This is a genomic window from Streptomyces sp. NPDC059456, from assembly GCF_042750055.1.
GTDB lineage: Bacteria > Actinomycetota > Actinomycetes > Streptomycetales > Streptomycetaceae > Streptomyces.
Map to the genome: position 1 here is coordinate 1 of NZ_JBHYVA010000363.1, position 8362 is coordinate 8362.

Annotated in this window: 7 protein-coding genes; 2 read left to right on the plus strand and 5 right to left on the minus strand. The window is 73.9% G+C overall.

Features of this window, described 5'->3' with window-relative positions; translation table 11 throughout:
- A partial coding sequence (locus tag ACFXA3_RS26770) for a hypothetical protein (protein ID WP_385190870.1) occupies nt 1-562 on the minus strand: 562 nt, incomplete at its 3' end.
- On the minus strand, nt 559-2241 hold the full coding sequence (locus ACFXA3_RS26775; protein WP_385190872.1) for an AAA family ATPase: 1683 nt from the start codon (nt 2239-2241) through the stop codon (nt 559-561). The genes ACFXA3_RS26770 and ACFXA3_RS26775, both read right to left, overlap by 4 nt.
- 256 nt (nt 2242-2497) lie before the next feature.
- Between ACFXA3_RS26775 and ACFXA3_RS26780 the strand changes: the two genes are divergently transcribed.
- Nucleotides 2498-3091 carry a hypothetical protein gene (locus ACFXA3_RS26780; protein ID WP_385190873.1) on the plus strand — a complete coding sequence of 198 codons (594 nt, stop codon included), beginning with the start codon at nt 2498-2500 and terminating at the stop codon, nt 3089-3091.
- A gap of 48 nt (nt 3092-3139) precedes the next feature.
- Here ACFXA3_RS26780 and ACFXA3_RS26785 read toward each other — a convergent pair whose 3' ends face one another.
- The 3 genes from ACFXA3_RS26785 to ACFXA3_RS26795 all read right to left on the minus strand — a co-directional run bounded on the left by ACFXA3_RS26785 (nt 3140) and on the right by ACFXA3_RS26795 (nt 6787).
- Entirely contained in the window at nt 3140-4366 is a 1227-nt protein-coding gene (locus ACFXA3_RS26785) for an RNA polymerase sigma factor (RefSeq protein ID WP_385190875.1), read from the minus strand.
- A complete protein-coding gene (locus ACFXA3_RS26790; RefSeq protein WP_385190877.1) occupies nt 4363-4797 on the minus strand; it encodes a YciI family protein in 435 nt (144 codons plus the stop codon). The genes ACFXA3_RS26785 and ACFXA3_RS26790 overlap by 4 nt, the downstream gene beginning before the upstream one ends.
- A 121-nt stretch (nt 4798-4918) precedes the next feature.
- A complete protein-coding gene (locus ACFXA3_RS26795; protein ID WP_385190878.1) occupies nt 4919-6787 on the minus strand; it encodes a multicopper oxidase family protein in 1869 nt (622 codons plus the stop codon).
- 377 nt (nt 6788-7164) lie between these two features.
- On the opposite strand from ACFXA3_RS26795, the gene ACFXA3_RS26800 reads away from it, so the two are divergent.
- A complete protein-coding gene (locus ACFXA3_RS26800) occupies nt 7165-8286 on the plus strand; it encodes a nucleotide disphospho-sugar-binding domain-containing protein (RefSeq protein WP_385190880.1) in 1122 nt (373 codons plus the stop codon).
- Nucleotides 8287-8362 lie beyond the last annotated feature (76 nt).

Genomic DNA, 8362 nt, shown 5'->3' on the forward strand with positions numbered 1-8362 from the left:
GCCCCACCTGATTTAAAAAAAGACTTTGGGGGCGGCTGTTTCTTTTGTGTAACAGACCCCGGTGGAAGGCCGACGCGGGGTCGCCGAGCGCCATCGCCGCCAGACCGGAGGCCCGCCGCGCCCGTACGACGGTGGCGAGCACCCCGGCCGGCTCGGTCACCGCCAGCACGGCCGTCGCGTGGCGCAGGGCCGCGTCGGGCTCGCCGGTCAGCGCGCACAGCGTGGCCAGGACGGCGAGCGACCGCGCCGCCCCGTGCGTGTGCTCGCCGCCGAGGAACCGGCCGGCCTGCCGCTCGACACCGAGCCGGGCGTCCGCCCAGCGCCCGCTGTCGAGGTTGGCCCACGCCAGATCGGCCGCGGTCATGCCGGCATGGAAGGCGTCGGCGTCCTCCCACTGGGGGTTCGCCACCTCGTTCAGCAGGCTGATCGCCGTCCCGGTCTCGTCGAGCACCATGCCGAGCACCCCGAGCGTGTGGGTCTCCGTCGGGGCGCGGCCCGGAGCGGAGGCCGCGGCGGGCAGCCGGCTGCGGATGGCGTTGCCGTTGCGGAACGGATCCGTCACACCGGCGTCCCACAGCTGGAACGCGTGCGGCGGCCCGCTGTCCGGCTCGCGCGTGGCCAGGACCGCGGCGATCCGCTCCCGCTGCGCGCGGTTGCCCGAGTGGTAGACGATCCCCGTCGCGATCGTGGAGGTGGGGGGGGGGGGGTGCGGGGGCCCCCCCCGCCGGGGGGGGGCCCCCCCGGGGGGGGGGCGTGCCCCGCGGCGAGCCGCGCCCGCGGCGCGGGTTTGCCCGTGGGGTAGCCGACCCCCGCCGCTTTCGTGGTGGTGGCCGGGTCGCTCGCCGCGCCCCCCCGCAGCGTGTCGGGCACCACCAGGGTGAAGGCGCAGTCCAGGCGCATCATCAGCAGGGCCACCAGACCCGTCAGGGCGTTGATGTAGGGCGCCGCCACGGGATCGGTGTTGAGTTCGGCGGCGCGCGCCCCCAGCGCCTCGGCCCGGTCCACGTCGCCCACGAGGATCGCCCCGTACGCGGCCGTGGCCAGCAGTCGCGCCTGCTCCGCGGGGGAGGGGTTCAGCTGCACGGCGCGTTCCAGACCGGCCACGGCCTCGGCCATCGCACCGCGTGCGAAGGCCCGCATGGCGGTGGTCTCCAGGGCGCCGGACACGGCGGCGTCCGGGGCCACCGTGGCCGCCGACAACTGCCAGGCCCGGCGGTCGGGGTCGCCCTCCAGGGCGGCTGCCAGCGCCAGGTGCGCGTGGCGGCGTACGGAGAACGGCGCGGCGCTGTAGATCGCGGAACGGATCAGGGGGTGGCGGAAGTCGAGGCGGTCCGCGTGCAGGCGGATCAGCCCCGCCTGCTCGGCGGGCAGCCAGACGTCCACGTCGGTGCCCGGCGCCAGCGCGGCCGACACGGCGGCCAGGCCGGCGCCCTCGGCGGCCGCCGCCACCAGCAGTGCTTCTCGCGTCGCCGTGGGCAGCGCGTCGACCTGGGTCGCGAAGGTCCGCTCCAGCAGATCGGTGACCGGGACCTGCCCGGCCGTCCGCAGCGCTCCGTCGCGGGCCGCCGCACGTGCCAGCTCCTCCAGGGCGAGCGGATTGCCGGCCGCGGTGGCGAGGACCTGGCGCCGGGCGGACCCGGTGGGCGGATCGGGCTGGGCGCCCAGGAGCTCCTCCGCCTCTGCGGGCGACAGCGCCGGTACGACCAGCTCGGGGACCGACCGGTCCAGCCAGTCGGGGCGGTGCGTACCGCGCGCCGCCACGAGCAGTGCGATCGGCTCGCCTTCGAGACGGCGCGCCAGGAACCCCAGCACCTGGCAGCTGCCGTGGTCGATCCACTGGGCGTCGTCGACGGCGAGCAGCAGGCGCCGGGTCGAAGCGACCTGCGAGGTGAGGGTGAGTACCGCCAGGCTCATCATCATGTGGTCGGGCGGCGTCGGGTCGTCGCCCAGCCCGAAGGCGCTGAGCAGGGCGGCGCCCTGACGGACCGGCAGCCCGTCCACCCGGTCCAGGATCGGCAGCAGCAGCTGGTGCAGACCCGCGAACGCGAGCTCGGTCTCCGCCGCGTTGCCGCGGACCCGCAGCACCCTGGTCCCGTCCTGGACGGCCCGGTCGACCGCGGATTCGAGGAGTGCGGTCTTGCCGACTCCGGCTTCGCCGAGGAGCAGCAGCGACGCCGCCTCGGCCTCCTGGGACAACGCGGTGGCGATGGCCGCCCGTTCGTTCCGACGCCCGATCAACACGGTATCTCTTGACCTTCTCACCCGATGGCGGCATCCGCCGTTCGTACGTGAGGGCGGTGGCAACTGTCCGGAGCATAGTCGCAGGCCCTGCATCGGCGCATGCGGCTCCGGCGCGTGCGACGGGAGCGCCGCGCGGCCGCGGGACGCAGGACGCAAGGCCCGCCAACCGGGCCGGAGTTCCGGACGGCCCGGCATGGCGGCGGGCCGCGCGGGCGCCGCACCGGGATGCTGGGGACCGGACCAGGCAGGAGGGACCGTGGACGATCCCAGCCCCGAGGGGGCCCGCAGCGCGGCATCCACCGGCACGGCCCGTGACGCCCCCGCCCAGCCGGGGGTCATCGGCATCGCACTGGGCGCCGTGCTGACGGCGATGCTCGCGCAGGGTTCGTGGCAGTGGTTCGCCACGTACATCGGGGTGACGCTGCTGGCCGTGCTGTTCACCCTCTACCGGCTGCCGACGTGGCGGCCGGGCGTCCGGTTCGCCTACGTGGGGAACCTGACGGCGTACGCCCTGGTCGTCGGTCTGTGTACGGCGATCACGGTGGCCCCCATGATGCAGCGCTGGGCGTGGCTGTTCCCGATGCCGGGCACGCGCGAACGGTGTCCCGCGCTGGGCCGCTACGAGAGCCTGCGGACGCAGGCGGCGCTGGGGAGCCTGGCGGACCGCGACCCCGTCGCCCTGGCGCAGACGCAGGAGGTCCAGAGCCATGCCGCCGTCGCCGACTGCCTGTCGGGCACCACGACGCTGTGGCTGCCGGTCTACGGGGCCGCGGTGGCCCTGCTGGTGGCCCTGGGGTCCTGGTCCCTCGACCGGGCCCGGTCGAGGAGGGAACACGCCCCGGACCACTGACCGCACGGCCGTCCGCACCCCCTCGCGGCGGGGCGTCGCCGTGGGCGTTCACGGGTCCAGGCGGGCCGCGCGGGTCTGGAGGTAGCGGCGCTCCGGCAGGCTGAGGGTGGCGCGGGCGGCGAGCCGGTAGGCGTCCGCGGCGGCCGCCCGGGCTCCGGTGCGTTCGAGGTGGTGGCCGCGGACGGCGTCGAGGCGGTGGGAGCGGGGGAAGCCGGGCTCGAGGGCGGTGAGGGCGGCCAGGCCCGCCTCCGGCCCCTCGACCATCGCGAGGGCGACCGCACGCCCGAGCCCCGCCATCGGGTCGGGCGCCGGAGAGAGGCCCACCAGGACGTCGTACAGGGCGAGGATCTGGGGCCAGTCCGTGCGGTCCGGGCCCGGGGCCTCGTCGTGGAGGGCGGCGATGGCGGCCTGGAGCTGGTACGGGCCGGGCGGCCCCTCCGCCAGGGCCTCCTCGACCAGGGCGGTGCCCTCGGCGATCGCAGCGCGGTCCCACAGCGCGCGGTCCTGCTCGTCGAGGGGGACCAGCTCGCCGCCCGGTCCCGTACGGGCCGCGCTGCGCGCCTCGGTCAGCAGCATCAGCGCGAGCAGGCCCGTCACCGCGCCCTCGCGCGGCAGCAGCCGGCGCACCGCCCGGGTCAGCCGGATCGCCTCGCGGGCGAGGTCGCCGCGGTGCAGGGCGGGCCCGGAGGAGGCCGTGTGGCCCTCGTTGAACATCAGGTAGAGCACCTGGAGGACGGAGCCGAGACGCGCGTCGCGGTCCTGCTCCCGCGGCGGGCGCACGGGGTGGTCGGCGCCGGCCGCGCGCAGCTTCGCCTTCGCCCGGGCGACCCGCTGGGCGATCGTCGCCTCCGGCACCAGATGGGCGCGGGCGATCTCCGCCGTCGTCAGGCCGCCCACCGCGCGCAGCGTCAGCGCGATCCGGGCGGCGGGCGGGAGCACCGGATCGCAGCACAGGAAGAACAGGGTGAGCGTGTCGTCCTCGGCGGGCGCGGCACGCACCTCGCGCGGCTCACGGCGTACGGCGCTCTCCTCCCGCCGCGCCCGCGCCGTCTCCGCCCGCAGCGCATCCGTGAGGCGCCGCGACGCCACCCGGATCAGCCAGCCCCGCGGATTGGCCGGCACCCCGTCCCGCGGCCACTGCCCTGCGGCGGCGAGCAGCGCCTCCTGTACGGCGTCCTCGGCGGCGTCGAAGTGCCCGTACCGGCGTACGAGCGCGCCGAGGACCTGCGGCGCGTGCAGGCGCAGCAGGTCCTCGACGGGCGTGGGCGCCGTCAACCGTTCCCGCCTCCGCCGAGGTCGCTCCCGCCGGCCTCGTCGATCGGCCGGATCACGACGGGGAAGACCGGCGCCCCTGCCGGCGCGGGACACCGCGCCACCCGCGCCGCGATCTCGGTCACCCGCTCCAGGCTCGCGCAGTCGAGCACCCAGTACCCGGCGAGCACCTCCTTCGTCTCCCCGTACGGCCCGTCCGTGACGACCGGCCGCCCCTGCGCGTCCGCGGTCACGAACCGCGTCCTCGCGGGCTCGACGAGCCCCTGCCCGTCGATGAACTCCCCGGTCTCCGCCAGGTCGTCGTTGATCGCGCCCATGTAGGCGAACATCGCCCTGAGCTCCTGCTCGCTCCAGGCCGGGCTGTGCGACGACGCCTTGCCGTTCATGGCGTCGTAGTCGGCCTGAGCGCCCTGCACCATCACCAGGTACTTCATCGCGTCCTCTTCTCCGTGCGCCGCTTCCGGGGCCAGGGGCCCGCGGCCCGGGGCCCTTGCACGGGAGACGTCGGAGCCGGGCGCCGTTTCTCGACACCGCTCCGCCGCCCACCGGTACGGGTCAGTCGGCGACGATCGTCCACGGGCGCATCAGGTCGTCGTCCTCGTGTTCGAGGATGTGGCAGTGGTGGACGTACGTCGCCGGCAGCACGGCGCCACTGCCCGGGATCGACGCGATCTCCCCCGTCGGCGGGTCGAACTCCCCGATGAGGATCCTGGTCACCGTCTCCGGGTACGACTTGACCGTGTCCTTGTCGCAGTGCGCCTCGTCCGGGTCGGGCGGCACCGGCGGGCCGGTCAGGTAGTTCTTCAGCACCGGCCGGTCCTGCGGACGGCGGCCGCCGTCGATCCACTTCTGGTAGTCCGCCTGGTAGGCGGCCGCGTCGATGGGCTGCCGGTTCAGCACCTGGAAGTTGACGAGGTGGACGTGCATCGGGTGCGCGTCGTGGTTGGGGTTGACGTACTCCCAGATCTCGGCCGATCCGGCCTTGACGAAGTCCTGGGACGGCTCCATGAACGGCACCGCGTTGAGCGTCATGGTGGAGAAGAGCTTCTCCTGGTACAGGACCCATTCACGGCGGCGGGTGTGCGGCTTCACTTCGAGGGGCGCGGGTCCCGGCAGCCTGAGGTCCTTGCCCGGTGTCGTCCTGTCCGGGCCGGATCGCCGCGCGGTGACACGGAACTCCATGATCTCCGTGATCTCCGGGCCGTTGCCGCCGGGGAAGTGGACCGGCGCGTTGTAGTTCGTCAGCTTGATCTTCGTTCCCACGGGCATCCTGCCGAAGTCGACGAGGAGGTCGTACCGCTCGGCCGGCGCGATCAGGAAGTTCAGCATCTGCAGCGGTGTGCGGAAGCCGCCGTCGGTGCCGATCAGCCAGAACGGCAGCGTCGGCTGGGGCAGCACGTCCGTGGGGGTCGTGAACTGGAGCCGCCAGAACCGCTCGTTCGAGGCGTTGAGGATGCGCAGCCGGTAGCGGCGCTGCTCGACGGCCAGGTAGGGGTACGCCTTCCCGTTGACGACCGGGGTGTCCTCGCCCTGCTGCTGGGTCATGGTGTAGGCGAGCGAGCCGTCCGCGTTGAAGGTGCGGTCCTGGAGGATGAGGGGGACCTCGTACTCGCCCTGCGGCAGCCCGAGCCGGTCGTCGGCGGGATCGCGGACGATCCACAGACCGGCGAGACCCGCGTAGACGTTGACGCTGGTCATCCCCATGCCGTGGTCGTGGTACCAGAGCAGGCACGAACGCTCGTGGTTGGTGTAGCCGAAGATCGCCTCGTTGGGCTTGACCCGGTGCGGGTCCAGGGTGGAGTAGGACTCGGCGTGGATCCCGTCGGGGCTGAACGACTGGAGCGGCATTCCGTCGGACTGCGGCGGGGTGAAACCGCCGTGCTGGTGCACGACGTTCCACACGTTGACGTTCGCGGGAAAGGGCTGCCGGCTCTTGTAGGGCGGCGGGGCGATCGGGGTGAGCTGGGGGTTCCCCTTGCGGATCTCGTCGATCACGAACTGGAACAGGTGGGTGGTCGGCAGCTCGTTGCGGTACTTGACGACCGTGGGGTGGTCCTTGGCCACGCTGATGGTCGGCCCCAGATAGCCCATGCCGATCGTCTTGCGGGGATCGTTCGGGTGCTGCGGGTCCGAGGCCCAGTACCCCCACACGGTCGCCGGGCCGAGGTCCCGGTGGAAGCGCCAGGAGCCCTGCCGCATGGTGAGCTCGTAGTAGTCGGCGCCCGGGTAGACGGAGGGGTCCGCGACGGCCGTCTTCGGCAGCGGCAGGGGGTCGGCGTACTTCGTCAGCGGGGGAGTGCGGGGAACGGCGGCGGAGTCCGGCCCCGGGTGCCGCGGGGCCGCGTACGCCTGCCCGCCCGGTGCGCCCCGCGGAAGCAGTACGTCCCGCGGAAGCAGGAGCCCGCTCCCCGTTGCGCCGGCCATGAGGAACCTTCTTCGCCCGAACATCGTCTCCCCTTGCGTCGCCTCATGTGACGCACCAGGGATACAGCCGTGGTGGGGGCCGCTCGTGCAACGCGCCGCGCCGGTCGGGGAAAGCACTCGTTGAGTGCACATCCATCGGAATGCGATTCAAATGATCGCCACCAGTCGGAACGCATGTAAACACGACCGCCCGGGCGCACCGGCCGCCCTGCCGGGCCCGCCGGCGGGCAACTGGCCGACAAGTCCCGTACCAGAACGTCCGATTATCGCCCCCTTCAACGGGAACACGGCATCACCGCCCGGCAGTTCCCCGAAGGGAACCGGGGCGAGCCCGCACGACTCGGCCTCGACCGGCAGACCAACGGCAAGGAGAAACCGTGCGCATACTCTTCACCAGCCCGGCCGCGGCCGGCCACCTCTTCCCGATGATCCCGACCGCGCAGGCCCTGCGTGCCGCCGGGCACGAGGTGCTGTTCGCGGGTTCGCAGCCGTTGGACCGGCTCCGCGAGGCCGGTTTCCCGATCGTCGAGATCGGTGACGGCCGCACCATCCGGGACGTGTTCGAGCAGTCCACCGGCGAGCAGACGCGCTACGTCGCCCCCGACATGACCCCGGACCAGATCCTCGACATGGCGGCCCGCGGCTTCGCGCTCGTCTCCCGCCCCACCGTGGACGGCCTGCTGGACGTCGCCGAGAACTGGGGCGCCGACCTGCTGGTCTACGACTCCTTCCAGGCCTCCGCCCCGCTGGTCGCGGCCAAGCTCAAGATCCCGTCGGTGATCCAGAACTTCGGCATCATGTCCGGCATCGACATGGTCGGCCGGATCGCCGCCAACTTCACCGAGGCGTACGAGACGTACGGGGTGGACGGCCCTGCCGAAGCCACCGCGCTGAACATCGTCCCCGCCTCGCTCGGCGGCGACCCCGGCGGCCTGCGGATGCGCTACCTCCCCTACAACGGCGGCGGTACGGTCCCCGCCGGGCTGCTGCGCCGCGGCACCCGCCCGCGCGTCGCCGTCACGCTGGGCACCGTGCTCACCGAGATGGACGGCGTCCGCTCCATCGTCCGCCTGATCGAGGCCGCCGCCTCGGTCGACGCCGAGTTCCTGCTCGCCGTCGGCGACACCGACCTCGCCGCGCTCGGCACCCTCCCGGACAACGTCAGCCCGCTGCCCTGGGTCCCGCTCGCCGAGCTGCTGACCGCCTCCGACGGCCTGATCCACCACGGCGGCTCCGGCACCTTCCTCACCGCCCTGCAGGCCGGACTGCCGCAGCTCGTACTGCCCCAGGGCGCCGACCACTTCACCAACGCCGACGCCCTCGTGGCGAGCGGCGCCGCCCTGCGCTCGGCCTCCGACGACGTCGACACCGCGCTGCTCACCCGTCTCGTCACCGACCCGGACCTGCGGGAGGGCGCCGCCCGCCTCCGGGCGGAGAACGCCGCCCTGCCGACCCCGGCCGCAACGGTCCCCGCCCTGGAGGCCCTGGTCACCTCCTGACCCCGGCACCGCCGCGGGGGGGGGGGGGGGGGCCCCCCCCCCGCGCGCGCGGGCGCCGGCGGGGTGGGGTGCGCGC